This window comes from Mesorhizobium sp. WSM4814, from assembly GCF_055811595.1.
In genome coordinates this window covers 73,158-99,887 of the sequence record NZ_JBVVQT010000021.1, presented here as the reverse complement: position 1 = coordinate 99,887, position 26,730 = coordinate 73,158, and the positions used below count along the sequence as shown (strand labels likewise).

Genomic DNA, 26,730 nt, shown 5'->3' with positions numbered 1-26,730 from the left:
GCCTGACCCAATTTCCCATAAGAAATCGCTGCGCAGATTCAATGTTTTAGCGCCAAATTCCCTACACGTACTAACAGGGAATTGTTTAGCAGCTAGCAGGGAATCCAAATCGGAGCAGGCCGAGATGGCAAATCGCGGACTGGCGGCCGGCTCGCTAGCTCAATTGTCGAGCGCTACTGCTGGTTGGCTTGTCGGCCTATGGAAGATATGAGTCTCCCCTTACGCAATACGACTTACTGACATCCGCGGAATGACCACCGTTCACGTCAACCGAACGTTGAGGGAACTCCGAAAGGCCAATCTCGTCTCGTTCAAGGGCGGCCATGTACAGGTGATCAACCGCAAGAAGTTGGTCGAAATAGCCGGATTCGACAACGAGTATCTCCGGTAACGGCGTCTACTAGAGCGGCAACGCATGGGCCATTAGCAAATTCTCTGCTGGAAGACGACCCTCGGCCGTCGCTGGAACAGTTCCAGCCAAATGTTTCCGGACGACTGGTCGTGCGCGGCCTGGCGGGGCAGTGATATTATCTCGACCACACGGTACCCGCATCCGGCTTGCGGTGAAGGACGGGCCGAACGAAACTCAACCTCGTTCGTGTTGAGCAATATGCAAAAAGGTCCGATCATCATGACCGACGGCGACACGGCCTATCGCGCGACGAGAGCGTGCTGCCGAATAAGTGCAGGTGCCTGACACACTGCGGCAGAGCCAACCTCCACCTTCAGGAATCCTCCTCTATCGTTGCAATCGCCGCGGGCACTACCCGATCGTCCGTTCGACTACCAGCGGCTTGAGATGGCTAAGCCGTGCCATCCCTACGTCTTAAGGCAGATTGCCGCCCTGGGGTTCTAGCTTGACGTCGGTTTGCGGCGAATTTACCGAAAAAGCAACCTATGTTAGTGACTACTTATAAATAGACCGTATATTGCCCAACCTGTTCTCGCCAAGAGGGAGTGAGGAACTGCAAGAGACTCAAACCGAGGCATCGGTTGAGGCGTGGAGTGCTCTACTCGACGCGTGTACCTCAACCGCGCCGAAGCGGGAGGCAATGATGACAATAAAATCCTTTACAACAGTACTTGTCGGGCCGAGCGAGTTACTCCGAGAAGGCCTTAGTCGAATCCTGGATGCGACAAAGTTTCGTGTCCTTTTCTCTGCGGCTTGTGTTCACGATCTTCTGCAGAAGCCGCTAGCCCAGCACCGGTCCATCTTGCTCATCATAGATGTCGGCGGTACTGATGCGGATACTGAATTCGCACAAATTGCAGAATTCAAAGCGATTTATCCGACCAGCCATGTCGTCGCGCTAGCCGATCGCTGTCGATCGACCGATATAGTTTCAGCTTTTCGTGCGGGGGCAGACGGGTATTTGAGAAAAGTCGCTGCTTACGACACCTTCATCAAAGCTCTCGAATTGGTTATGCTAGGGCAGACGGTGTTACCTGCCGAAACTTTAACGACTATTCAAGAAATAAGGCATGATCTGAAACCTGATACGGTAGCTGATGAGTTAACAAAGGTGGTTGTTAACGTGGAGCATGAGGATCAAGAACTATCAATTTTGTCAAATCGGGAAAACTGTATTCTACGCCGCTTAATCGAAGGGGAGTCTAACAAAGCCATCGCGCGCGAGATCGACATTGCCGAAGCTACGGTGAAGGTACACGTCAAGGCCATCCTCCGAAAGATCCGGGTCCGCAACCGTACACAGGCTGCAGTTTGGGCGATGAACCATGGCATGCTTACTCCCGCATCTGGCAATGCCCCGTCGGGAAGCGAAAAGATGGCAACTCAACCGTCTTACAATATATAATCATTCGGGCTGGTGTATTGGCTTTTGCCAAAGCTTCGCCCTGATATGAGCCTCCGCTATCAAGAACCATACGCTCAAATCATCCCCGGCGATGGTAGCGAGCGGTGGAGACGGCATCGCAGGGGCGCATGAGGTGGACCTCACCAGTGTTACTACCATTTTGAAATTGAGGGCTTTATCAAAGTGGGCAAAGCAAAAATTACTTCTGGATTTTCGTTCAGCGAAGTGCGGATCGGAACCGTCGAGGGCGGAGAATCGGGGGTTCTGGTGTGGAAATACGACCAACTGGTGGCGGTCCTCACCCAGATCGACGAGGAAGCCTACTCGACGAAAGGCAAATGGTTTCTCGAGTCGGGCTTCGGGCTGCTAAGCGGGGAGCACAAGAATTTCGATACGATAGAGGAGGCCATAAGATGGGTTGGCAGATATACCTTCCCCGAGCCTGCTTACACTGCAGATTGAGCGACCGTTCCGAGGCAATCGATCCGAGTCCAAGGTCAGCTTGGCAATGCTGCCGATCGTGCCAGGACCCGCAACGGAGATCCTCCGACTCCACGCGCCAACTCGTTGCTGGACCCGAGTTTCACACCTGAAGAAATCCATACGATGATCGAGACCAACCCTGAACGGTTGCTCGCTCTCGAATAGCGCGATCGCGGTCGCCTATCCCCGAGGGAAGGGTCAAACCACATCGGCGAAGATGATCACGTCCATTGAAGTGCGGCGGACTGCTCATCTGTGCCCGGGCAAAGGAGACGAAAATGAGACCTCTACTTCTCATTGATCCGAACACAAATAAGGCAACAACTGCTGAGATGGTTCGCATCGCGCGGAACGCCGCTCCCAATGGCGTGATGGTCGAAGGTGCAACGGCGCAACGCGGCGCACCTCTGATTTAGACGATGACAAATTGGCGATTGGTGCCAAGTCGGTCAAAGTTCGAGTGGGTTCAGTTCCGGTGAGCGCGGCGCCAGGAACATCAAAGTGATGTTGTCCGGCACCTTCGGTTTCGGAGTCACATGCCATCCGGCCTGATCGAGGATGAGCACCGCACACGCGCCGTCGTCGACGCTCCGGCTGATCTCGGCGAGGTCCTCCCGCATCGCCTCGGTATCGCAATAGGGCAGGACAAGGCCCGCGCCCTATCCCTTCCGGGGGCAGATGGCCCCGCTGGTCGAACCAGTGGGGAATTTCTACAATAGCTTTGCCAGTTGCTGCGAGTCCAGCAAGGCTCGGCAGGCGTTTCCAGTCTGCGATGTCGCGAAGGTGCTTACCTTATTGCGCCGCAAGCTGCCTCCGCCGCGTGAAGAGTGCGAGAACGTTGCTCACGCCGATGGCAGCCTGCAGGTCAGTCAGGCGGTAATTGTAGCCGAGTTCAGGAAAGCCCTCGTAGATCACCTGTCTCGAGCCGTGCCGGACTGTGTCGGTAACGCTCATGCTGTGTTGGCCGACTAGCATGCATGACCTTGTCTCCTGCTGCTCGGGGGTAGAGTCACGCGTGATCCGAGTACTAGGTGACGATTACAATCCAACGTAGGTGCAGGCTTGAACGCAGCGCCGATCGCCCGGGAGAGTCTCAGTATAGCCCTATCCACGCCGTATTCTGGACATGAAGGTTAGCTTTATATTACCGGACGAAATTTCTGGTTGTACAAGCGGAGTTTCGTTAAGACGATAAAATATCGTCTATCGTCGATAGGTGTCCTTAGTGATACTTATAGTGAATTCATATTTTAACTGGAGAAGCACATGAAGTTGATGAATTCTGAAAATGGAATACAGTGGAAACACTCGGAATGGTTGAACAACTTTCGCGAGAGGATGGAGACAGTTGCGGCGAGGCCGACATCGACCGTGACGACCGAGGCTCCCACTTCCACCGCTTCCGCGCCGACGGAGACAGCCGCGTCGAGCCCGACATCGACCGTGACGCCCGAGGCTCCCACTTCCACCGCTTCCGCGCCGACGGCATCCACACAGCCGGCGCAGGGTCTTACCCACACCACCACACCGATCCAATCGGAGTACGATGGCCAGGTGATTGAAAATCTTGACATCTACGTCACCAACGGGGACGCGGTCACGATTACGCACGACAATGTCATCCTGCGCAATTGTCGTATTCATCACGTCGAGGGCGACGGGGTGACGGTGTCGGGCGCAACCGGCGTCACCATCGAGAACACCGAGGTCATCAACGCCGACCCGCCGGCGGGAATCGACGCCGAGACGAGCCCGAACATCAACAACATCAACGCAGAAAACGCCGCGAACCTGACCGTTCAAAACACCACGGTGCGGGAAGGCTCGACCGGCATCTATCTCCTGAACTCGCCCGGCGCGGATCTTTCGAACGTCGATGGCTACAACTTCCATGGCCCGATGCCGCGCGGTCAGTTCGTCCAGTTCAACAACTCGGGCAATAGTTCGCTGACCGACTTCTATGCCGTCAACGAAGCCGGCAGTTCGCATCCTGAGGACATCGTCTCAGTCTATGGCAGCCCGAATACGACGATCTCTAACGGGGTGATCGACGGTAACAACTCCGTGACCGGCGTCGGTGTGATGTTCGAGAACGGATCGACCGGCGGCAGGGTGCAGAACGTTGACGCCATCCATCAGGGCAATGGCGCGTTCTCGTCCTACGCGAGCGATGTGACCTTCGACGATACGAGGTCGTTCGACGGTATCAACGCCGACCAAGGCCGCGGGGCTTCCTCGTCGAATGGACTGATCTGGAATGTCAGCTCCGGCGGGGTCAGCGTCCTGAACTCGAGCTACACCAACCCTGGCAATCCCAACAACATCATTTGGGACAAGTCAAAGGCGGTCGTAGCCGACGTGCACGAGGATGCCGCCGCCACCCCAATGGCACACATCGATAACCAGTTCGCCTGGGACTACGCAGTCTGAACAGGCGGCGCAACCGGCTGCAGCAGACGGTTGCGCCACACTTCAGCACGGTGAGATGGGGCAGGGCTCGCGCTCGGACCAACTCGGCGGGTGGTTCCGTCGGGGGATTTTTGCATGAGACCTCGCCTGCCCTGCCGCCTTCCTCGCTCGTGAACAGAGGCCTGAAAATGGCCAGGTTAGAGCGCCCTGCGACCGCTTCACTGGATTCCGATAATAGATGACAAATTTCTCCTTGCACGTGCCCTCGCCGCTGGCGGTGGCCTTGCGCGAGATCCGTCCGGGCCTCTGCGCGGCCGGCGGGCTCTCGCTCTTCATCAATCTTCTCATGTTCGTGTCTCCGCTCTACACGATGCAAATTTATGATCGCGTCCTAACGAGCCGTAATGCCGTCACGCTCGTCATTATTTCGGTGATCGTGGGCGTGTTGCTGATGACCTATGGGACCCTCGAACATTATCGGGCTCGTATCCTCCAGCAGGCTGGCGTGCGGTTCGACCGGCTCTTGTCTGGTCCCGCCTTCGAGGCGGCGCTTTCCTCGGCGCTGCGTGCCCGCGGATCGAATCACGCACAGACCCTGCGCGATCTCGACCTCATGCGCGACATTCTTTCGGGCGGCGTCATCATGGCGCTGATGGACGCGCCCTGGGCTCCGATCTACATCGTGATCTGCTTCCTGCTTCACCCGTTGATCGGCCTTGTGGCCCTCGTCGGCGCGGTGGCGATAGTGACGATCGCACTCGTAAATGAGCGAGCGACGAAGGGCTTGCTCTTGCGAGCCTCGCTCACGAACACTCGCGCGATCGACAGGCTGGGCTCCTCGCTGCGCAATGCAGAGGCAATTCGGGGGCTCGGGATGGGGCCCGCTATCCGGTCATGGTGCACCGGAATCCGCGAGGAAGCGCTAGGTTACTCCGTCAGCGCGGGCGAGCGCGGCGGCACACTTCTTGCATTGTCCAAGTTTCTGCGCATGGCCATTCAAACGGCCATGATGGGCATCGGTGCGTACCTGGCTATTAACCAGGAAATCTCCGGGGGCGTCCTGTTTGCGGCGTCGCTTATCATGGGTCGGGCGCTTGCCCCGATTGAGATCATGGTGGCGCAATGGAAAAGTATCGTGTCCGCGCGCAGCGCCCATGCGCGCCTGGAACGCATATTCCAGGAGAACCCGCCCATTGCCGGACGCGTGCGTCTGCCTGACGTCAGGGGTACGGTTTCCGTCGAGAACCTTTTCGTCCTCGCCCCCGGTACGAACACGCCGGTCGTCATGGGCGCGACGTTCACGCTGAAGGCGGGAGAGGTCGTCGCCCTCGTTGGTTTATCGGGCTCGGGCAAATCCTCGCTCGCGCGTGCGCTTGTGGGTGCGTCGCCGCCGGCGCAGGGATGCGTGCGACTCGATGGCAACGATTTGCGCCATTACGATCCGGACCAACTCGGCACCGCGCTCGGCTACCTGCCCCAGGATATTGAGCTGTTCTCCGGTTCCGTGCGCGACAACATTGCGCGCTTCCGAGCTGACGCGGTCGATGCGCAGGTGACCGAGGCGGCAACACTCGCCTCTGCGCACGAGATGATCCAGCGCCTCCCCAAAGGGTATATGACCGACATCGGGGAGGATGGGGTCGGACTGTCGGGTGGGCAGCGGCAGCGGGTCGGTCTCGCGCGCGCCCTGTTTGGCGAGCCGAGCTTCGTCGTGCTCGATGAGCCTGATGCCAATTTGGACAGCGATGGCAATCGCGCACTGATCCGGGCAATCGAAGGGTTGCGGAAAGACGGAAAGACCGTTGTGATCGTGACCCACAGGCCGAACCTCCTGTCGGCGGTGGATCGAATGATCATCATGCAGGAAGGACGAATAGCGCAGATGGGCAGTCGTGACCAGTTGCTGCCGTCGCTCGTCGGCCCGAACGTAGCGCCGGCACCGCGGCGGCCCGTCTGGGATGGAGGGCGCGCCGGACCGCCGGCGTCAGATCCAGCGCTCCTCCGCCGGACACGCGTCGATGCATAACGAGTCGAAACCAATGATGATGCCTGACACCTCGAGAAGGACTGCAATCATAACACGGGTTCGCGGGCTCCCGACGCGGACGGCCCGCTCGACCCCTGCCTCCGCTTGTATAAGCGCGGTGGGGCCGACACTTTCCGCGCTCTTGCGTGCAGGACGGGTGACTCGAGCTAGCTTCCCGCAGATTTTCGCGCCGTTAGATTTTGCCGGCTCAGACCACAAGCCGGCGCACGCAAACCTCTCCGGCGACTGGCGCAAGCCCGCGCGGATGGGCTTTGGTATCGTCGTGCTGACCTTCGGCATCCTCGGCGGGTGGGCCTCGCTGGCCAGCCTCGATAGCGCGGTGGTCGCTTCGGGTACAGTTGTGGTCGAAACCGACCGCAAGGCGGTTCAGCACCTTGCGGGCGGTATCGTGCGTGACATTCTCGTCTCACCCAACGCACATGTGACCGAGGGTCAGGTGCTCGTGCGCCTTGATCTCACCGAGGCGCAGGCGCAGGGCGAAATCGCGAGGTCCGCTGTCTTCTCGCTGCTTGCCGAGAAGGCACGGCTGCAGGCGGAACTGGACGGAGCCGAAATGGTCACTTTCCCGCGCGAACTCACGCTAGGGAGCGCCCCCCTCGCCCAGCGCGCGATGGAAGACCAGTTGCGACTGTTCAACAAGCGCCGCTTGGCCCGTACGAACGAGGTTCCCATTTTGCAGGAGCGCATCGCCCAGTCCGAACGGAAGATCGAGGCCATGCAATCCCAAAGCGAAGCTGTCCGTTTGCAGATCGAGAGTATCACAGAAGAGCACGATATGCTGGCGCCCTTAGCCCATAAGGGCATCATTCTGGGCACGCGGCTGACCGCGCTCAAACGGCAGCAGGCCGATCTCCAAGGTCAGCTTGGTGCCTTCCTTGCCGAAATAGCGGGCGAGCGCCACACTATCGGCGAGGCGCGACTCCAGATCGAGCAAGTCGGGCGCGAGGCCATCGAAGAGGTCTCGGCACAGTTTGCCGAGACCAGTGCCAAGCTCACCGACGCCGGCGAAAAGCTGCACGTTGCAGATGACGTGCTTAACCGCACCGAAATACGCGCACCGCGGTCCGGGCGCGTTGTCGGCTTTAAGGTACACACGATAGGAGCCGTGGTTCGCCCCGGCGAAACCTTGATGGAGATCGTCCCTGATGACGACACTCTGATCGTCTCGGCGAAGATGTCGCCGGTCGACATCAACAATGTTGCCGAGGGCCTTCCTGCCGAGATCCGACTGCCTTCGTTCAAGGCTCGCTCGACGCCAGTCGCGATCGGCGAGGTGCAGACCGTTGCCGCAGACGCGCTCCATGACGAGGTGACGCGTGAGCCCTACTACGAATTGAAAGTTTCCGTGCAGGTCTCTCAGTTCCCCGAACAGGTCCGCGAGAAACTTAGGCCCGGCATGCCGGCGGAGGTGATCGTTGCTACCGGCGAGCGGACCGTGCTGTCCTACTTGACGCAACCTCTGACGGACGCGTTCCGTCTCGGCATGCGCGAAAACTGAGCCTTTGCCGGGCTGCTGGCATCCTGCGGTCAAACCCTTCCCTTAGGCGGGGTCAGGGTAGACCGCAGAGACGCGGCAATATGGCAGGATGGATGACCGCTGGGCAAAGATCGGGCGAAGCGCTTCACGGCCGCCTCCAACCGACTTAGGCGTTCCGGACTACACGTCATCTATGATCGGACAGAACGACCAAGTAAACCATTCTAATGCTTGCGGCCAGGAGGACCAGAGTGGAAGCGTTTCTTGCCGCCCCATCCATGTCCGGGACGTGCGCCATGCGATTTGGCAATAGCTTGCGAGTTCAAGCTCGTGCCAAGCAACAGAGCAATGGATGGAGGTGTTACAATAGCAAAACGCCCGGCATTCTTTAGAAATTCACGACGTGCCTGTTCTTCCGGGACAAGTTTATCTGTATTTCCGTTGGAATATTTCTCGCTCTTCATCAAACGTACTCCTGGCTAGCGCGACAACTCTAACCACACAATCTATCATATGCGACCCGTGAAGACAACCGGCTATCAAGGTACAATTCAAGATACAATTCAGGAAATTAAGTATTACTACACTTTTGACCCGAGATCGCCGTCAAGGAGGATGCTAGTGGCGCGGCGTCCAAAGTCGAGCGGACTCCGTCGGCCCAACCCATCGCCATGTAGAAGTCGCCACATACCCCACAGCGAATTGCCGACCAGGCGCAATGGAAAGCCGAGGACGGGATGATACAAGGGGAAGACACGCCGCCAGTGTTGAAAGCGAACCAATGGGCGCCGCACATATTGCGCCGGTGCTCTGACGCCAAAGAAGTGACTCAATGTCAAGAGTTGAGTATCGAACGCGTTCCGCGCTCTCTGGTCGGGCAAGGATGTTCGGAGCACCGCCCAATCCAGCTTATGCTGTTCCGCCAGCCGTGCCAGATCATAAAGATGGCGAAAGTCGATCCTTCCGCGCCAGTAGTCCGCCTCCTTGATGAGATCATGCATGATCCAGTGGAGGGCCCGCGACTGTGGGGCGGGGATTTTCGCCCTAAGGCCGTGACGGCGGGCAAGCCTCGGGGACTCGCGGTCAATCTCCCGGTACGGCCGGAGCTCCAGGAGACCGACGTCTTGCGGGCGCGCCATGCCACCAGCGACCGTCACTTCGGCATAGCCAAGCTTGGCAAGGCAAGCCCGGGCAGCCCCTTCTTTGGCCGTTTCCACAGCCAAGTCGAGATCGCACATGATCCTGTCGGGAACCCTGCCGCTCGACGAAAGGAACAAGGGAACGGCCCCCTTTAGCAGGACCGGAACGACGCCCCCCTGATTGAGGGCAGCAACGGCTTCATTCAGCTGCCTGCGCAAGCGCAAATTGCGTTCCCGGTTGCAGCGGTAAATGAACTGAAGATACTGGCCCACGTCTTCGGGGAGCCGGTCAAGCTGGCCCGTGTGCGCAAGAGTGGCGAACAAGACGGGCGTAAGCAGAGTGTGGTTGGCGAGTGCAATTACCGCCTGCCAGTCGGCCGTTACCACCGGGCGGCCGCTAAGTCCCGCGATCAGGGCCTCGAGCGCATCCCTGGTGGGCTTCATCGGCACGCCTCCTTCAGCAGTTCCAACGCGTCATCCAATTTGGCATAGGTCAGGCAAAAGCCCTGTGCCGATCGGATGACTTGGCAAAGAACGTCGAACGCGGTGCTGCTTAGCTCTTTATTCCGCGCAAAGGCGCCGTTCAGCAAGCCACCCAGGATGTCGCTCGGGTCAATCACCCGCAGGGAAGGTTTGGCATCCTGCGTCCGACAGAGCAAGACCACCCAGCCCACGGGCCGGGGAACGGGAGGGACATGATCCTTAGGCACAAGAAAGCGCACGCGTCTGCGATCGGGGCGCCGGTAAACCGGAGACCTGCCGAGTTCGGGGAAATGTTGTCCGAGAATGGACCATGATCCCGATTTGACTGCAGGCGCAAAAGCAAGGCCGATACCGTGTCCGGCCGAGTCGAGAAGTGTCACATCGTCTGCGGCGAAGCCAAACCCCGCGTGGACCAGCGCCAAGGTCAGCGTCGTCTTACCCGAGCCGGGGTTACCACAAAGGAGGAGCGTGCGGCCGTTCTTGAAAAGCGCCGCCGCATGGAGGGCGAGTTCATATTCACTGTGCCCAAGCACTTCGGCCAGCAGTTGCCCTTTGACCATAATGGGTATCTCGTCTCGACCACAGGAATCAGTCCAGTGGCCATCCCGGAACAGGTGGATCCGCTCCCTACGCTCAACCAGATGGAATAGAACGTCGACGGCCCTGTTTCGAACTTCGAGATGCTGAAATACGGTTGCAGCCGGAAAGGCGACGGCCGCCGGATACAGTATGCGCACACACACGCCTGGAACAGCAACGACCTGGCAGATATATTGATGAGCTGCGGTTGGGCACGGCGGTGGAGCAGGCTGGATTAGGCCGAGCCGTTCCCAGTCTTGAAGGGCAGCCTCGACATAGCCATAGGCCTCTTGCCGATCAACGCCACGGGCTGCCATCTCGCCCAAGATAGCCTCGACCGGCACGCCTTCTTCGAGCGAGCGCCAGATATCAGCCGCAGTGTCATTGAGCGCAAAAACTACCCCCTGCGTTGAACTGAGCAGGACATTTTGCCCCTTGATGCATGCAAGCCGCCCTTGGGGAACTAACCTCGCCGTAGCATACTCGACAAGGGGAGGCCCTGCAGTTCGGTTAGTAGTTCGGGTTTGTTGCGGACTCACAGAAGCCGTCATCCTCGTTTGTCTGGGCGTTGAGATCGTTCGATTCGAGTGGAACTAACGACCAGAGAGACACGATCTTCGTCAATCGCTCGAGTCATAGCATTCCTCTCCGCTCCCATAGCGGTACGTTGCCAACGCCTTGCCGTGCGGGCACTTTTGCTTGAAGTCGCAGGTCGAGCGGTCGCTGTATTTCGCACCGATCTGCGCCTTTGGTAGTAGAGCCGCACATCTCCACCCAAAGTGGCATTCAACTGATAGCGTCGAAGAAGAGGTTCGCTCTTTCCGAGTGAGGTGTCGCTTGGCAGTTAATTGATGGGGTCGTCTGCCAGCCGCTACTCCTTGCAAATCAATCACTTGCCACACAAAATCGCCTCCAGCGGCGTCGAAGCGGCAAAGTTGGGCTAGAAGGCGTTTCGCCCCGTCCAGATGCGGGGGATGGTCAGAAGCAGGATCTTTACGTCGAGCCAGACCGACCAGTTGTTGACGTACCACATATCGTGTTCGACACGCTTGATCATCATGTATACATGCGGTGTCGCGCCGCGGCAGCCATTTATTTGTGCCCAGCCGGTGATCCCCGGCTTCACCTTGTGCCGAGCCGGATAGAGAGAAATGATCTGGCTGTATTCGCTGTCATGCGCCAGCGCGTGCGGCCGCGGGCCTATCAACGACATGTCGCCCTTCAGCACGTTCCACAGCTGCGGAATCTCGTCGATGCTGAACCTTCTCAATATGCGCCCAACGCGGGTGACGCGGGGATCGCCCCTGCAGGCTTGAGGGACAACAGGCCCGTCCTCCAGGATCGTCATCGTTCGGAACTTATAGATCTTGAACGTGCGGCCATTGAACCCGGCCCGACGCTGACAGAAGAGCACCGGCCCCCTGGATTCGAGCGCAATCAGCGCCGCTACAACGGCCAGAGGGGGCAGAAGAAATGGAAGGGCGGCAGTGGTCAGCACAACGTCGAAGAGCCGCTTCGTAAGCAGCTGAGGCGCCGTTAGGGGCGCGCGTTGCAGTTCTATCGCCCTCGTCCCCCCCCGGTTGACGACAGGTCGCTTCAAGAGCGCGCTAACGACGTGGTCCGGAAGGAGCCTTACGGGTACCGGAACCACGCAAAGGTGAGCCGTGATTTTCTCAATCAGGGATATGTCAGCCCAACTGACAGCAAGGACTATCTCGTCGACAGAACGCCGACGCACATGTTCAATGAGCTTATCCATACACCCAAGGAGCGAGCCCTCGCTGGATGCCGCCGGCAATGTAATCGTTTGGCAGACGTCGCATCCGGAAGCCTCGATGGCCTGGACTACGCCACTTGGCACGCGCACGTCCGATTGCGTTACGATCACTACTTGCGGTTTGGCAAGCATGTCCGACCTGGTCAAGGAGGCAAACAGTCGTCCGGCGCCCAAGCGCACGAAGATGATGCCGCCAACTCCCGTCACGAAGAACAGCATGATGGCTTGGCGCGAAAACATGTCTCCCACCTTGAGTGCAAGCGCCACGACCGACAGGCAAAGAAAGACCGCCGTCCAGATCAGCACGACCTCCTTGATCTGAGAGGCCAGCGACCGCAGCTCGGAACTCAGATATAGCCCGCGCGCATATGCGGAAGTCGAAAAAAGGGCGGCTACAACAACACCGAGCCCGAAGTTCCGGCCGTACTCGCCGAAATGTCCGAAACTCACAAGATCATATACCATTCCCGAGACGATGCTGAGCAGCACGACGGACATTGCCTCGAGAAGCGGAAACGACTGCAAAAGAACATTGCCCTTGACGTTCCACCGCGGTGCGTTTGACGTGACGCCCGCACGGGGATCTTCATGAAGAAGTGCCATGACGTTCACCTGCGTTCAAAGCCGCATCCATCCACCATGTCGTGACGACCGCCCCCTCCTCGGCTGAAAAATTGCCGAAATGCCCAGCGTGACTGCATCCGCCGCCTGCGGTCATTGCCCCTTCACGCGAAGTTCGATTGCCGTGGTTGCGGTAGCACTCGGTTCTCGGAGTTAAGAGAATGGCAGCCACACTGTGCGAATCCAATTCGGCATAAGCTCTAACCCCAAAGGGCAGAGCCGGTGGACACACGACCTTCTCCTTGACCGCTTCCGGCGCCTGTTAGCTCTTCGGAGTAGCTCGAAATGAAATTCTCTCGAGCGCAGCACTGGAGCGGCGGACGCTCCGACGGAAGCAACCGCTTCGGAACTGCCGCTCTTTCTCATTGTTTGAGCACGGTTTGAGCACCGAACCCGAAAGCGGTTCCCTCTTTCGGGCCCGATCGTCTAGGCGAGCGCCATCGCATCGGCGGCGATCTGTCGCAGCAGGGACTTGCGAATATGGAGTCGCGGGAATGACTCCATTCCGATCGTGACAAGGATGTGCTCCCAACGATAAACCCAATCGTGCATCTCTAGGCAACGGACCGCGTTTGTTCGGCGCAACAATTCTGTGCGGCGGGGGTTTGCGTCGAGTTCGCCAATTACGTCTGCGACACTGCTCGAGTCTGGTGATACCTCGATCACCGCGTCTTGCCAGTCAAAGTGCTCGCCGAATTCGGCGCATTGCGGCGCGGTCCCAAGCATGACGGCGCCGCCCGCGGCCCCTTCGAAGAAACGGGCAGGCAGCACCTGCTCGCCGGCAACCGTGACGGACTTGGAGTTTGCAAGTGCCGCTGGACTGAAAGCCATGAAGTAGCGCGTGCGCCTGATGATATTGGCGAGCAGCAACCGATGCTCATGCCAGTCCCTGACCCGGGAATCTGTGCTTGCGAGCGTGTCGTAGAGATAGAAGAAGTCCCGCTCTTCGGCCAGCTTCAGAAGCTGTCCGTGTATCTTCGCGGCTCGGTTGCCGATCGAGTATACGTCGATCACGCGTTTGACCGGCGACAGGTACGGCGTTGCAATGAGGCCGTCGACAGCCGTGGCAAGAAAGGAACAGGGCGTGCGGGTGTATTGAGGCAAGCGCGGTATGCACGCGCTGTGCAACAGGAACACGTGGTCGAACTGGTCCAGGAGCTTCAGATATTGGCGGTCCTCTTCGAGCGTGCTCGACCAGAGTTCGAACAGATACGCGACAGCAACTTTGCAGCGGCCGCGCCAGTCGTGGATCCGAGACAATTCAACAAGACTTTGCGGGCTCCAAGCGACGAAGAAGAAAAGGTCATAGTCTTGGGTGAGCCGAACATGCTCCATGGTTGGTGCGTTCCTCAAGCCTAGCCCTTTGCGAATCGCGCTCGTCAGTCTGTTGAAGTCACGCTGGACGTTGTGAGGATCGTGTTTTGGCAAGATGGCGTGAAAGTGTCTCGTCAGGTAGTTGTCGATGCCGGGGGCGATCAGATCGGCATTCTCGCATTCGGCCACGATGCGGCAAAACTCATACGCCAACGCAAAGTGAGCCCGGTCCTTCGCATTGAATTCAGAGGCAACCAGTGTACGTCTCTTCAAGGAATTCTCCCGGCAGTTGTCGTTCGACTTTCAACTATTCGGCCGCCGCAGGTTGGCCCGGCGCATGGTGCTCCAGTGCCGGGAGGGGTTGCCGACCCAGGATCATGTCTGCTGCCTTTTCCGCGATCATAAAGACAGCGGCCGAAGTGTTGGCCGAGGGAACGGAGGGCATGATGGAAGCATCAACGACCCGCAGGCCCTTGAGGCCGTGGACCCGCAACTGGTGGTCCACGACAGATTCAACACTGTCGGATGGGCCCATCCGGCACGATCCGCACAAATGATAGGCGGTCAGCCCGATTTCGCGGGCAAACTGGAGCCGGTCGGCGTCGTCCGTTATTTTCGGGCCGGGAAGCTCTTCCGTGCAGTTGTAGCGCCTTAGCTCGGGGGCCCGAAACAGCTGCTGCACAGTCCTCATGCCGTTGATAACGACCTGTCGGTCCTGATCATCGGCGAGATAGTTGGGCTGGATGAGCGGAGCTTGAAACGGATCTGCCGAGACCGCCCGCACGTGTCCGATGCTCTTCGGCCGCAACTGATAGTAACCAAGCTTGATGACCGGAAACCGCCGCGCGCCGTGATCGGTATAATTGCCCAGGGCAAGGTCAAGCTGGATGTCGGGGGTAGAGTGAAGATCCCGCGAGTTGGCGAACCCGTAGACGAGCGACGGGCTGACGGCGAGAAAGTTCGGGCGGCCCAGCATCCATTTCGCTGCCTCGCGCAGGAGGGCGACGCCGTTTCCGCTGACCGTTTCGATGCCCTCCACCCGGGCGATCAGGTGGACGATGTAATGGTCCTGAACATTTGCACCGACACCGGGCAATTCGTGCACGACCGGAATTCCAAGGCCGGAGAGCATACTCGCAGCACCGACGCCTGACAGCTGCAGCAGCTTTGGTGAGTTCGCCGCGCCAGCGGAGAGGATCACCTCCCGACGGGCCTTCACACAGCTCGTGGGATGACTCGGCCCTCCTCGTGCATATCGAACGCCGATGGCACGCTTGCCCTCGAACAGGACGGCAGTGGCCTGCGCGTTCGTGCGGACGTCCAAGTTCTTCTTTCTGGCGATCGGCCGTAGGAAAGCCCGCGCTGCGCTCACGCGCCATCCGTTGTCGATATAGCGCTGATAGTAGCCCACGCCGGCCTGGCTTTCTGAATTGTAGTCGGGATTACGCGGGATACCGGCATTGAGCGCGGCCTCGATGAATGCATCACATACTGGATGTCGCCAATCGCAGTCTGTAACTGGAAGCAGTCCGTCCGTCCCGCGGTAGAAGGGATCGCATGTCCCAAGCCTCCGCTCGGTTCTCTTGAAATAGGGCAGCACGTCGGCGTAGCCCCAGCCTCGATTGCCCTGGAGGGCCCACTCGTCGAAGTCCGCAGCCGCGCCGCGGTTGTAGTTCATGCCGTTAATTGCGGTCGAACCGCCTAGTGTCTTGCCCTGCGACATCGGAATAGAACGGTTGGCCGTCCCTGGACTAGGCTCCGTTTCGAACTGCCAGGCATATTTCGGATTCGAGGATGTCTTGTAGAGTCCCGCCGGAATGTGCAGAAGGATGCTGCTGTCGGGCGGCCCCGCCTCGAGCAGGCAGATCGTATTGGTCCCGTCAGCCGCCAGACGATTGGCCAAGACGCAGCCTCCCGCCCCGGCTCCAACGATCACGTAGTCAAAGACGTCCGGTTCAACCGACATCGCCTCGCGCTCCGCTTATTACCAGCTTCGGAGAATGGCAGGGAATCCGGCAGATGGCACTTTGCCCATCGGAATTAAGCCTTATGAAGGGCTTTCGCGGCGGGCGGAATGGAGAGATGGTGTGCGGAGTCCTGTGCGGGCATAAGCCTGCCGCCGAAGTGCATTCTTCGGGAACCTACGCCGCTGGCGCACAGGGGAAATGGGGATGCCTGACAACCTAGCCGAAGAAGCCGCTTTGCCGAGAGGTTGGGTTTATCTGCATCTCGTTGGCCACCTCGACGTCTCGGCACAAGCCGAGTCGACGTTTAGCACCCGAACTGCTGATAGATTCCATGTCGCGCGGCCGGCAGTCTCTTGAATCCCCGCGCCTTAACCGGCGCCGTCTCCTTGCCGGGCTGCTGGCGCTGCCGGCCTCGGGTGTCGTCGGTGCAGCGGTGCATCCGGCCCAGGGGGGATCGGGCGGTAAATGGTTCGGGGGTGCCGTCTCCTTTCTGCGTCCAAGCGGACCCGTGCTCACGCGTGCGGATGGGCAGATCATTGAAAATCTTGACATTTACGCCCCCCATGACAACGGGATCACGGCACTCCATCAGGGCGTCATCGTCCGCAACTGCCGCATTCGTCATGCCATGGGCAGCGGGATATACGCCCGGGGAGCCGCCGGAATACGCCTGCAGGATCTCGAGATCGATCATTTCGGCGTTCCCCCCTCGGGGACCGGACCAAGCAAGAACCGCAACAACATAGAGCTGGAAAGCTGCCTCGATGCGATCATCATCCGTGTCAAGGCGTCCCGCGGCTCGTCCAATATCTATGTTTTCGACTGTCCAGGCACCCAGATGAGCTTCCTCGAACTCCACGACGCGCGCGGGCCGTTCCCCCGTGGACAGAATGTGCAGTTCAACCGCTCTCCGGATACAAGCCTGGAAGAATTCTCGGCCGAGAACGGGCCCACCTCCTGGACCGAGGACAATATTTCCGCGTTTCACTCGGATCGCTGTACAATTCGACGTGGACTCGTCTTCTACAACAACAGCCCCACGGGCGCTGGCGTCATGCTGGAGGGAAGCTTCAATTGCCGGGTCGATGACGTCGATGCCGTTAAACAGGGCAACGGCGCCTTCTCGGCCGTTCCGCAGGGTAAGGTCGGCAGTGGCGGTTGCTCGTTCAACCGCTGCCGGAGCCGGGACACCTACAATGGGCCACGGGACGGCAGGGACGCCCCGACATCCAACGGCCTGTCGTTCCATACCCGGATATCAGAAGGCGCTGAAAAGCACAGTGTTAGGGACTGCTGCGTCTACGCGCTCGCCAATCCCCGCAACATCATCTGGCAAAGGGCGGCCGTGCATGCCGGTTGGTCCATCGAGCGCAAGGCATTTGATCCCAGACCGCCATTGCGGCTTGCCTTCAACTGGCAGTGAGAGAGTGCGCTGGTGCGTCGAATCCGACGAGGCCCTACCGACGACGACGCCAAAAGAGAAGCAGGTCTGACAGCATTGACCGCGACGGGGACATCCCAAGCGTCCAGAGAGGCGCTGATGCAAGAATCATGCGTCCCGTCGTCGTGCTCGTATCGAGAGGTGTGTCGACGATGCGAAGACCGACATCCTTGGTGCCAAGCCTTTCGATGAGCGCCAGCACTTCGCGGGTTGTGCGCGCAACACGGTACGGCTTCGTGACCGCAATCACGTCTCCTTTCTTGGCACAGGCGATCGCCCTCTCCAGCTCCGGCGTCGAACCGAATATGCTAGTCTTCTCGCAGAAGAAGTTCTCGGCTCCCAAGCGGGCAAGATAAAGCTTTTGCGCCTCCAGCCTGGCAGCGGGTTCGAAGGTGTTGATACGACAGTAGCCGATAATCATTGCATTCCCCAACCCTAAGAAGCTTTCAGGGAATGGGATACAAGGGAACCGACAAGCCGCTGACGATCTGTGAGCCGCGGTTCGTCAGTCCCTTTGTCTTCCTCCCCCTTCACCGAGATTCCGATGTTGGACCGCAATCCGGAGGGGTTCGCGAGCTCCAGATATTGCTTTGCAACGCCGCGAGCATCGAACTGTCTAACCCTCTCGCGGGCACCCGCCGACAAACGCGACCAAAGGTCATCATCGTCCAGCACCGCCTTTAGCGTTGCGGCCATCGCCTCGGGCTGTGGTTCGACCACTGCCCCATTCACGCCATCCGCGAGGAGATCCCGGCTGAGCCTTGAAGTCCCGACGATGGGTGTGCCGCTGGCGATCGCCTCCATCACCGTTGCTGAGGCGACAGGAACCGTATAGCGCGTGGGGAAAGCGGCGACGCGAACGCGGCTGTGTAGCTCGCGAACGCGTGCTCCCTCTGCCATGCCGAGAAGGACTACGTGCCGCCTTATCGGTTCAGGAAGAGCATTGACCGCCTCCCGCACCGGTCTTGTGATGTCACCCGTCACGTAGAGCCGTACGGAAGGGTCGTTGAGGGCGCCGAATGCCCGGATCGTCGCCTCCGGCACCTTGTAGGGCGAGGTGCCGGCATGGAGGATTGCCCGCTCGCGCTCTGCCAGCCCACGAGACGCATATGACTGGCGATCGATGCATTTGGGAATTTTCAGGATTTGGTCCCTTGGCAGGCCAAGATCTAGCACCAGTTCCTCCTGAAGCTCGGTCGTGGAGGCGACGACGTAGTGGCAGCGCCGCATGCTCGCGCGTCGAATGGCTCGCCATGCTGCCGCAAGCCCCCCTTTCCGTCTCTCGAGATCGTGAACGATCTGGACGATTGTGCCACGCAGCGGTAGCGGCACCGTCTCGCTGTGGATGACAAGGTCCGGCCGGAACCGATTGATGATACCGATCGCCCGCAGCCATGCCGCGACTGAGGCCGGTCCGGTCAAAGGCGTGCGGCTCAATCCGATTATCGGCAAATCGAGGCGAGGCGAAAGAAGTCGCTGAAATTTTGCGGGGCTTTCGAAGGTGCCGACCACGATCTGCACCTGGTGCCCCAGTTCGAGCAACGCCTGGGCAAGTGCCACAATGAAGATGCTCACACCATCAGGTGAATCCAAAGGTTCGCGCCGGGTCAAGACAATGCGCATTCGATCAAACCGTCACAATAGGTGCCTGCGGGCGGCCGCAGCCTCCCGTTGCACCGTGTTTCAGCAATGGAAGCAAAAGAGGACCTCTCCGAAGTATGCGAGGCGGCAGGATCGATCCTCGGGGCAATCGATAAACGAAAAATGGGGAGTACCCCGGCCCGCACTGCGCTCGTTGACGCGTGAAGCTTGGTCTGCCCTATGGGCAGCCCTGGTCTGTTCCTGCCGGCGCATGTTCCGGCCCACCTCACGACACCGCCGCGAAGGCCCGGATCGGGCGCCTGACCAGGGGTTCATAGATGGCCATCAGCCGATTGAAGTTTGCTTCGGGCGTGTACTGCTCCTGATAGGCGGCATAGGCCCGGCCTGCCACTTCCTCCAAGGCAGATCGGTTTGAAAGCGCCCAGCGCACCTGATCGGCCAACGCGCCGGCATTGCCGACAGGAACGACAAGGCCGGTGACGTCTGGCTCCACGACCCCTTTGATCCACGGCAGATCCGAGCAGATGACCGGCAGCCGGCTTGCGAAGGCCTCGATGACTGTCATGGGAAACAATTCATACCCTTTCGACGGAAAGAGCAGGAATGCTGCAGTCTGCATCTCCTTCAGCACCGTCTCGCGCGACTGACGCCCGAGATATTCCACGCGCTCGCACGCAGATTGCTCGACAAGCGGAGCCAACGGCCCGTCGCCGATGATCCGCAGCGGATAGTCGATCTCCTTCCACGCCTCGAGCAGCGTGGCCACTCCCTTGTGGTGCTCATCCAGTCGCCCGACGAACAGCCCTCCATTGCGACGAAGGTCACCGAAGATCGGCGGCCTGGCAACAGCGTTGGGCTTGACGACGATGCGTTCGGCCGGCAGGCCGCCTTCCACAAGCTTGCGCCTGGCCCAGTCGGTGAGGGCAATGAAGCGCTCGACCTTGCGGGACCAGGTGCCGGCTCTCTTGTGAAACTCGACCATTGCGGCAAGGGCGAGCGTGCCCGCCAGGGAATTCCTGTAAACCTTCTTCGGAACAGTCCACCAGCAGGCGTGGCGGAGACTTCGCTCCCGAAGCCTCTCATCGGGATAAAGCAAGGCACTGGGACAGAGAATCCTGAAATTGTGCAAGGTCATTACTGATGGCACGCCGGCCTCGCGGCACGCATCCAGGATCGAGGGGCTCAGGAGAGGAAAGAAATTGTGGATATGGACGACATCCGGTGAAAATTCCGCCAATTTTCGGGACAGTGCCCGCCGTGAATGAGAGTTGTAGACAACCCCCAGGGCGGTAGAAATCTTCCGCGCGACCCGCACGATATCGTCATTCGTGGCGGAGAACAGCTCGACCTCGACCCCATTCTGCTCGAGGCACGCGAGCTCCTCCCGAACCACGCTGTCCTCTCCGGCCCTTATCTGGTAGAAATTATGAACCATTAAGATGCGCATCGCAGTCCGCCCCGTCCGAATCTCAATTCGGCATCCCGGACGCCCGTGGCGACGACGCGACGGCTCCGGAAAAGTCGACCTTTGGCAGAACGACCTCCACAACGTCGCCGGGCGCAAGCCCGAGATCTTCGCTGCCGGGGAGCGTCTCGGCGCCCTGCTCTCGCTTTCTATGGACTGTTATCTCGGGCCGACCCGCGGCTATCAGCAAGGTGGATTGCGCTTGGCCTGTAAGCGCCAGCTTCTGCGCGGTACCCTCAAGACGCGCCGAGATCTGGGCCAGATTCATATAGGCCTCCTGTAGCTCTCCCAAGGCCGCGATTTGTCGTTCACTGTCGATCTTGTTCATCTGTCTGACATATTCGCCGCGCTGGCGCTCGATGTTCGATGCCTGGACGATCGTATCGAGCAGTTGGGTTGATGACATAAGCACCGCTCGACGGGCTTCAGATAGGCGCGTGGTCGGCGCCAGGCCCTTCTGAAACAGCGACCTGACGCTCTCGTAATCGTCGGCGTCGGCCTGGCTTCCCTCTTCGTCCTTCTTCTTCTTTTCAGACAGGAGTCCCAGTTGCAGGTTAGTCTCCTCGACAGCACGTCGCAGAAGCTCCTTGTCCTTTTCACTGTCTGACAGGCGAGCTTCGATATGCGCTGTTGCCGTTTGCTTCAATTGTTCGGCGAGCGCCTCAGGCACCGGCACGTTCTTGACATGTTCGACTTCTTCGCCGAGTTCGGTGCGAAGGCGCCAAATGCGAGCCTGTTCCGTTGCGAATTGCGCCCATAGGGCCTTGTACTCGGAACGGAAATCGGCCGCTTCCATGAGCGGATTGGCGATGCGAACCTGGGCAGCGCTGTAGCCACCCGCAACCGCCACAGCCTGTCGGACGGTCATACCCGGCCGGAAGATGTATTCTCCCGGCTTGGCCACATCACCATAAACATAGATGGGCCGGTATTCGGCAAGCGAAACGAAGACCTGGTCGGTCTGGATCAGGTGCGTTACTTCACGGCCGTCCGCGGTCCCCCGCTGATACTGCTTGCTGGCGAGACTGCCAGCGATCATTTCCTGCGCTTCTTGAATGGAAAGGCCGCTGACTTGAACCGCTCCAACCAGCGCCAAGTTCACTTCGCCGTCCACTCCGATCAGCAATCGCTGCCTGAAATCCGGAATACCAGGGACCGACACTTCCAGCGTATCTCCGGGCTGTAGCGTGTAGTCGGCAAGTGCCGCTGTCGGAATCAGAGCGACGGCGCCAGCGAACGAAGCGAGGCGGGTCGAAGCCATGGTCATCGACAGCGCCGACAACAAGGATCTCAACAGCTTCATGGGTTCCCCCAACGGGTTGCCCCCGTATCTTACGGGCGACTTAGCACGGGTTTCTCCGGCGCGGGCGAACCTGCGCAGTGGATGGCCCTATGCTACCAGAGGAGGCATAGCCGAGGCCGAGGCAAAATGGCTGGCTCGCTGGCTCTTTCGAGGCACTCCTCATGGAAGCGGCACGGCGCCGCCGCATGAGCGGGCATATCAGCGGACGGCTCTCCTGCTCCTGCCGCGCCAAAATCGGTACAACGCGATCCCCTTTCTACCGAGACCGATAGCCCGCCGATGTCGGGTGGGCCCCATCCATGTTCCGTCAGATGTTTGAACAAGCGCAATGCTGCGTTCGACCCGGTTCAACTGGAGGGGGTTCCACAGCCAAGGCCGGAACGCTGGCGCGAAGTGCAATCAAATAGCCGTATGAGAAACCAACTCCCACAACCTGTACAGGGCTCTCCAGGACTGGATTGACGAACATGGCGAGGAAAATCGTGATGAAGACTGTGGACGCATGATTGCGAACACCGCGTGGCAGTCGATTTGGCGGGAAGGCCACCAAAATGGCAGACACGATCAAAATGAAACCAATGACTCCCGTCCGCAATATGGCTTGAAAGAACGAATTGTGAATTCCTGTCGAGAGTATCTCAAGCATTTTGGCATGCGTAATATTCCTGGTGTCGGGAAGAAAGGTAATATCCTCGAACCCGGGAAACTCATATCGCCATCGGACCGATTCCTTCCCAAATCCGATGCCAAATCCGTATGTATCCGCAAGGGATGCGAGTGCGTCCGAAATGAACTCGAGTCGGATCCCGGAGTTCGGGTCCAGAGCAAAGGTTTGAGGTATGAAGTTCAGCCCGACGGCACAGGCCGAAGTCAGTGCGGTCGCCAGAGCTGCGGCCATCAAACGGCCGGGCACGCCAATTAGAATCACGATGATCGTGACCGCGAGCACCTTGAACTGAGCCAAGGGGCTGGCGAGGGCTATTCCCAATAAGAGCAAAATGCCGCCGTATCGGCGCCAGTCGTTCGTCAGAAAAATACCGCCTGCAATGAAAAACATGGCAATGACCATGTTATTGATCAGCGAACCATAAAGAATCGGTATCGTGGCTTGCGGAGATGCGCCCTGATATTGCACGTCCTGCTGAAACATCACCGCCGGCGCGACAACGAGAGACAGGAACAGGAAAACGGGTGCACCAAAAAAAGCATTGCCGCTCATCAGCCTGCGGCGGAAATAAGCCTTGGATGCCCATGCGACGGCGAAGAATCCTACAATCGGGACGATTTGCCTTATGACTGCTTCTTGAAGGAAGTGAACCTGCCAGGAATCCGGCATCAGCCCGTATCTGGACAGCAGGGCAATGAAGAGGCAGAAGGCGGTGTAGACCGCCAGCAGACGAGGCGGCACCGTCTGCCGCAGCACGGCATAGGCCAGACAGAAACCGACCGGGATCACTATGAAGAAAGGGCCAAGCAGGCGCAGGGATATTGCGAGGGCGCAGGCCAGCCAAATGCCGGAGAGAAAGAGGGTGTAGTCGAGCACGTCAGGGGAATGGCTGCAAACGAGGTCGACCGGCTCTGAACCCTTCCTGCGTGACAATGTCGCTGGCGAGGTCATGGCCTGTATTCCCGGCTAGGACTGAAAGCCGCACGGTTGATCCTGGTCAAAATTACTGCCGAGAGTTTCTCTGCAGGGATGATGCGCAGGATTCCCTCGAGGTGGTCCGCGAAAGTGCGGCGTGCCTTCAGCACCAGGAGGACCTCGCTGATGACGCCCATGGCCGCTTCCAGATCAGCGGTGCGGTCGGTGCTGTGAAAATCAACCACTATACAACTGTATTCTTGCTGCAGATGCTGGAGTGCAGCGGAGATGGAGAGCGAGGCATTCAAGTCGGAGATTGACCCCGTGGGCCTGAGAACCAGAACTTCCAGCCCTTCCTGATCCGCGGGAATGGTGGCAAACGCCCTGGCGAGCTTGCGAGCTGGCTCCGCGTTCAGCATTGGCTGGTCCATTGATGGCTTTTGCCAATTGGCATCAACGAGCAGTGTCTTTTGCCCGGTCGCCGCAATGACCCTTGCGAGATGAACCGCCACCGTGGAGCTTCCGGACTTGCCGAGGGGTGAAGCAACGCCGATTACAAATCCGCCTTGGCGGCCCTGAACTCCGCGCATCCGGGTGGCAACCTTGCTCACTTGGCGGCCCTGAACTCCGCGCATCCGGGTGGCAATCTTGCTCAGCGAGCTGTGAAGCTCGGAAGCGTCCTTTGAGTAGACGGGCTGCAAAGACTGCTCGCATGGCCCCACGGCATTCCACCTGCGGCGGGGAATCCTGGCGATCCCTACAATCCGATCGAGGCCGGTCGACCTGTGCACATCCTCGACCGTCATCAGGCGGTGGTTCATTGCCTGCCTGATCAATGCATGACCAACGCCGGCAACCCCACCGGCCATAGCGGAGAGCGCTACCATCAGGACCGTTGGCGGCCAACTGCGTTGGCGAGGCGGTTCGGCCGCAGTGATGACCCTTGCGCTCGGGATCAGCGACGAGGCGCTAAAATCGGAGTGGGTCCGCTGCAGAAGGGCATTGTAAAGCGAGCGATAAACCTCGGCCGCGCTCTGCTGCTCGCGGAAAAGGACTCTTGCCCTCTCCGCAGATTCAGGGTCCGATGGGAGTTTCTTCGGTGATTCGGTCACAAAAGCCTTTTCCCGAAGTTCCGCCAGCCGCTTGTGCAGATCAGATGTTTCTTCCGCGCGAGCCGCCTGCTGGCGTTCGCGCTGACTTCCGATGTAACCGCCGGCGATCGCGTTCGCGAGCATGGCCGAGAACTGAGGATCGGAAGAGGTGACCCCGATCTCGACGGCGCGGGAGGAACCCAGCTGATGAACGGAAAACGCGCGCCTCACAAGGACCATCGCTTCATGCCGAATATTTGGCTCCGCCGTCGGCAGTTCGGTGCCGAAGAGAGACGCCAATTGGCTCCGCACATAGCTGGAGACCCGCGCGCGCAAGCTGTCATCCATCACAAACTCTTCGTCTTCCGCTAAGCCAGTGTGGTCAACAACGCGTCCGACGACCTCGTCCGACTGAATGACCTGTATCTGGCTCTCTACATAGACCCGCTCATCTGCCTCAGCTTCGCCCGGTTGCGAAGCGGGCGGAGATGAAAGGAGGATTGTCGCATAGGCGGTGTAATATCCAGGCGAAAGGGCCGCATATGCGCCGCCGACACCAAGGCTCACAACTATCCAGAGGAGGCAAAGGCGCCAACTGCTTCGAACAAATCTCAAGATGTCTTTCGCGGTCAGCTCGTCGCGATCCTTACGGGGGATCGGCTGATGAGGCGACCCCGACGGCTGAAGGACAAAATGATCAGTGGCGAACATACTATGCTCTCCTACGACCGGAAACGATCGGCGTTGTGCTCCAACGGCGCGGATTGGGACGCCGGCGGATACCCTCGCACCCGGCCTGCGTCGCAAGCCGCCGCCGTGCGAAGGGCGGCCGCTCCGCCAATGAGGAAGAAGCCGGCTGAAACCACCAGCACGACGACTTCCTTCGCCACCAGCGCATAAACAATGGCTTGCTCCCCCACGACGAAAGACAAAAAATATGTGGCCACCAGGAATACTAGCAGACCGGATACGTTAAGGACGGCCCATTCATTTTCATAGCCGTAACTAAACATGAATATATTTGCTGTGAATGTATTTATGTTCATCAGCAATGGTATAATTGCCATTGCGCGCACGATAGGTATCGCCCCTGAAAATTCATCTCCGAAGAGGATCAATATTATATATGGGGCGACAAAGTACATTCCAATACTCATCGCCGCTCCGCCTGCCACGGTGAATAGTGATATCCTTATCAGTCGTATCCCGGCAGCCGGGTCGACATGAGCATAGTATGAAACCCTTGGTATGAAGGTATCCATAAGCAACTTGAAAAATACCCGCGCGGCTAATAGGAATTTTTCGGCGACAGAATATTGTCCGGCTGCGACATAACCTTCGAAATGCCCGACAAGGGCGACGGGGAGGGTGAAGAGGGCAGTCTCCACGGCTAAGAAGAGGCATCCCCTCCAGCCATTGCGCAGCTGCATTCCAATCGTCGAAAGCGTCACGGACCTGAAGCCGCCGAACCCAATCGGAAGGATGAAAGGTAAGCAGATGACGCCACTGACGACGGGAACTGCGCTCTGGATGGCAACGGCGAGCGTGACCTGGTCAGGTGATGCGACCATGGCGACGAAGCAGGCGAGCGCCAGAACGCGAGCAACAACCACCGCGACGGCCGCCTGCCAGGCACGTTCCAGGCCGACGAAGAGCCAGGCCGGAAAAATAATGCTGCCGGCGGCCGAGAGCATCGCGCACAGGAATGTCGGCCTACTGAGCGCCAGGACGTCGCCTGCCAGCACAAGGCCAACCAGGCATACGGCAACGAACAGCACTGCCTTGGTGGCCATGACCTGAGCAACGAGTGACGCGATCGCCGCCGGCTCGTATCGAAGGGAAGCAACCCTGCGCTGCGCGGTCCAATGAAATCCATAGGCCACGACGGAGGCAGCGAGTTGTCCGATGGCGAGCGCATACGCGTATTGCCCGAAACTCATAGGTCCGAGGACACGCCCGGCATAGGGCAAGATGATCAGCGGCTGCAGGACGTCGGTGACATGCAGGACAGCCAGACTGGCGGCCTGTTTGCTCAGAGTCATGGTAGCCTCCAGTCAGGTGCCTGTCGAGGCAAAGCAAACCACACCGTCCAGATATGAGCAGCGCCGCCTCCCAGCAGCAGCGCCGAAGAAC

21 protein-coding genes and 1 pseudogene are annotated in these 26,730 nt (G+C 59.1%); 7 read left to right on the top strand and 15 right to left on the bottom strand.

Going from position 1 to position 26,730, the window contains the following annotated elements:
- Positions 1 to 250: 250 nt before the first annotated feature.
- From AC0L2V_RS25660 to AC0L2V_RS25650, 3 genes are all read left to right on the top strand, one after another.
- The gene (locus AC0L2V_RS25660) at positions 251 to 391 is read left to right on the top strand and encodes a helix-turn-helix domain-containing protein (protein ID WP_473511719.1); all 141 of its coding nucleotides are present in this window, start codon (positions 251 to 253) and stop codon (positions 389 to 391) included.
- Positions 392 to 1,055: 664 nt separating this feature from the next.
- Positions 1,056 to 1,817, top strand: coding sequence for a LuxR C-terminal-related transcriptional regulator (locus AC0L2V_RS25655; RefSeq protein ID WP_473511720.1), 762 nt, complete (start codon positions 1,056 to 1,058; stop codon positions 1,815 to 1,817).
- 183 nt (positions 1,818 to 2,000) lie between these two features.
- Positions 2,001 to 2,279, top strand: coding sequence for a hypothetical protein (locus AC0L2V_RS25650; protein ID WP_473511722.1), 279 nt, complete (start codon positions 2,001 to 2,003; stop codon positions 2,277 to 2,279).
- A 476-nt stretch (positions 2,280 to 2,755) separates the two neighbouring features.
- On the opposite strand, the pseudogene AC0L2V_RS25645 reads toward AC0L2V_RS25650, so the two are convergent.
- Positions 2,756 to 2,986: pseudogene (locus tag AC0L2V_RS25645) on the bottom strand (transposase); the annotation flags it as partial.
- A 106-nt stretch (positions 2,987 to 3,092) separates the two neighbouring features.
- Positions 3,093 to 3,320: a DegT/DnrJ/EryC1/StrS family aminotransferase gene (locus tag AC0L2V_RS25640; protein ID WP_473511877.1), complete on the bottom strand. Its 228-nt coding sequence runs from the start codon at positions 3,318 to 3,320 to the stop codon at positions 3,093 to 3,095.
- Between the two features lie 246 nt (positions 3,321 to 3,566).
- On the opposite strand from AC0L2V_RS25640, the gene AC0L2V_RS25635 reads away from it, so the two are divergent.
- From AC0L2V_RS25635 to AC0L2V_RS25625, 3 genes are all read left to right on the top strand, one after another.
- A complete protein-coding gene (locus tag AC0L2V_RS25635) occupies positions 3,567 to 4,730 on the top strand; it encodes a right-handed parallel beta-helix repeat-containing protein (RefSeq protein WP_473511723.1) in 1,164 nt (387 codons plus the stop codon).
- Between the two features lie 217 nt (positions 4,731 to 4,947).
- Positions 4,948 to 6,735: a type I secretion system permease/ATPase gene (locus AC0L2V_RS25630; protein WP_473511725.1), complete on the top strand. Its 1,788-nt coding sequence runs from the start codon at positions 4,948 to 4,950 to the stop codon at positions 6,733 to 6,735.
- A 265-nt stretch (positions 6,736 to 7,000) separates the two neighbouring features.
- A complete protein-coding gene (locus AC0L2V_RS25625) occupies positions 7,001 to 8,254 on the top strand; it encodes an HlyD family type I secretion periplasmic adaptor subunit (protein ID WP_473521555.1) in 1,254 nt (417 codons plus the stop codon).
- A gap of 203 nt (positions 8,255 to 8,457) precedes the next feature.
- On the opposite strand, the gene AC0L2V_RS25620 is transcribed toward AC0L2V_RS25625, so the two are convergent.
- The 6 genes from AC0L2V_RS25620 to AC0L2V_RS25595 form a co-directional block, all read right to left on the bottom strand.
- Positions 8,458 to 8,697 (bottom strand): hypothetical protein, encoded by a 240-nt coding sequence (locus AC0L2V_RS25620; RefSeq protein WP_473511728.1) that lies wholly within the window; start codon positions 8,695 to 8,697, stop codon positions 8,458 to 8,460.
- Between the two features lie 117 nt (positions 8,698 to 8,814).
- Positions 8,815 to 9,816: a nucleotidyltransferase family protein gene (locus AC0L2V_RS25615; protein ID WP_473511730.1), complete on the bottom strand. Its 1,002-nt coding sequence runs from the start codon at positions 9,814 to 9,816 to the stop codon at positions 8,815 to 8,817.
- Positions 9,813 to 10,985: a PqqD family peptide modification chaperone gene (locus AC0L2V_RS25610; protein ID WP_473511732.1), complete on the bottom strand. Its 1,173-nt coding sequence runs from the start codon at positions 10,983 to 10,985 to the stop codon at positions 9,813 to 9,815. The genes AC0L2V_RS25615 and AC0L2V_RS25610 overlap by 4 nt, the downstream gene beginning before the upstream one ends.
- Before the next feature lie 389 nt (positions 10,986 to 11,374).
- A complete protein-coding gene (locus AC0L2V_RS25605; RefSeq protein WP_473511734.1) occupies positions 11,375 to 12,814 on the bottom strand; it encodes an undecaprenyl-phosphate glucose phosphotransferase in 1,440 nt (479 codons plus the stop codon).
- A 444-nt stretch (positions 12,815 to 13,258) separates the two neighbouring features.
- Entirely contained in the window at positions 13,259 to 14,419 is a 1,161-nt protein-coding gene (locus AC0L2V_RS25600; RefSeq protein ID WP_473511735.1) for a glycosyltransferase, read from the bottom strand.
- A 34-nt stretch (positions 14,420 to 14,453) separates the two neighbouring features.
- Positions 14,454 to 16,112 (bottom strand): GMC family oxidoreductase, encoded by a 1,659-nt coding sequence (locus AC0L2V_RS25595; RefSeq protein WP_473511737.1) that lies wholly within the window; start codon positions 16,110 to 16,112, stop codon positions 14,454 to 14,456.
- Positions 16,113 to 16,444: 332 nt separating this feature from the next.
- On the opposite strand from AC0L2V_RS25595, the gene AC0L2V_RS25590 reads away from it, so the two are divergent.
- Positions 16,445 to 17,536 (top strand): hypothetical protein, encoded by a 1,092-nt coding sequence (locus AC0L2V_RS25590; protein ID WP_473511739.1) that lies wholly within the window; start codon positions 16,445 to 16,447, stop codon positions 17,534 to 17,536.
- Positions 17,537 to 17,570: 34 nt separating this feature from the next.
- Here AC0L2V_RS25590 and AC0L2V_RS25585 read toward each other — a convergent pair whose 3' ends face one another.
- From AC0L2V_RS25585 to AC0L2V_RS25555, 7 genes are all read right to left on the bottom strand, one after another.
- Positions 17,571 to 17,975 (bottom strand): recombinase family protein, encoded by a 405-nt coding sequence (locus AC0L2V_RS25585; RefSeq protein WP_473511740.1) that lies wholly within the window; start codon positions 17,973 to 17,975, stop codon positions 17,571 to 17,573.
- Between the two features lie 14 nt (positions 17,976 to 17,989).
- Entirely contained in the window at positions 17,990 to 19,177 is a 1,188-nt protein-coding gene (locus tag AC0L2V_RS25580; protein ID WP_473521535.1) for a glycosyltransferase family 4 protein, read from the bottom strand.
- Positions 19,178 to 19,421: 244 nt separating this feature from the next.
- Positions 19,422 to 20,720 carry a glycosyltransferase family 4 protein gene (locus AC0L2V_RS25575; RefSeq protein WP_473511743.1) on the bottom strand — a complete coding sequence of 433 codons (1,299 nt, stop codon included), beginning with the start codon at positions 20,718 to 20,720 and terminating at the stop codon, positions 19,422 to 19,424.
- The gene (locus AC0L2V_RS25570; RefSeq protein WP_473521534.1) at positions 20,626 to 21,924 is read right to left on the bottom strand and encodes a polysaccharide biosynthesis/export family protein; all 1,299 of its coding nucleotides are present in this window, start codon (positions 21,922 to 21,924) and stop codon (positions 20,626 to 20,628) included. The genes AC0L2V_RS25575 and AC0L2V_RS25570 overlap by 95 nt, the downstream gene beginning before the upstream one ends.
- Positions 21,925 to 22,231: 307 nt before the next feature.
- The gene (locus tag AC0L2V_RS25565) at positions 22,232 to 23,542 is read right to left on the bottom strand and encodes an O-antigen ligase family protein (protein ID WP_473521533.1); all 1,311 of its coding nucleotides are present in this window, start codon (positions 23,540 to 23,542) and stop codon (positions 22,232 to 22,234) included.
- Positions 23,539 to 25,308 (bottom strand): Wzz/FepE/Etk N-terminal domain-containing protein, encoded by a 1,770-nt coding sequence (locus AC0L2V_RS25560; RefSeq protein ID WP_473511748.1) that lies wholly within the window; start codon positions 25,306 to 25,308, stop codon positions 23,539 to 23,541. The genes AC0L2V_RS25565 and AC0L2V_RS25560 overlap by 4 nt, the downstream gene beginning before the upstream one ends.
- Positions 25,309 to 25,319: 11 nt before the next feature.
- The gene (locus tag AC0L2V_RS25555; protein ID WP_473521532.1) at positions 25,320 to 26,639 is read right to left on the bottom strand and encodes an oligosaccharide flippase family protein; all 1,320 of its coding nucleotides are present in this window, start codon (positions 26,637 to 26,639) and stop codon (positions 25,320 to 25,322) included.
- Positions 26,640 to 26,730: the final 91 nt, after the last annotated feature.